Origin of the sequence: Streptomyces durhamensis (assembly GCF_000725475.1) — a bacterium.
Classification (GTDB): domain Bacteria; phylum Actinomycetota; class Actinomycetes; order Streptomycetales; family Streptomycetaceae; genus Streptomyces; species Streptomyces filipinensis.
In genome coordinates, this window is record NZ_JNXR01000159.1 from 1 (window position 1) to 327 (window position 327).

Genomic DNA, 327 nt, shown 5'->3' on the forward strand with positions numbered 1-327 from the left:
GTGTCGTCGAGCGCCGGTAGCGGAGGGGTGACCATGCTGATGCCGGGTGTCTGTGCCGCCGCCGTGGCAGCCTGCTGCGCCTGGGCCGAGGGTGCAACGATCTGGAGCATGCCGGGGGCGCCCTCGCCCATCTGCTGCTGAACCAGTTCATAACCCTGGCGCACTGGCGCATCCTCGGGCACCACCGAGATCGACGGCATAGCCACTTTGAGCCCGATGACCGGGATGGCCAGCACGATCAGAACGGCCAGCGAACCGAGTGCGAACGGCCACGGGTGGTCGTGCAGGATCTTGCCCCACCGTTCGAACAGCGGCGAACGATGCTGC

At 67.3% G+C, this 327-nt stretch carries 1 pseudogene; it reads right to left on the bottom strand.

Annotated elements, in window-relative coordinates:
- A pseudogene (locus IO33_RS45420) lies at positions 1-327 on the bottom strand (MMPL family transporter); the annotation flags it as partial.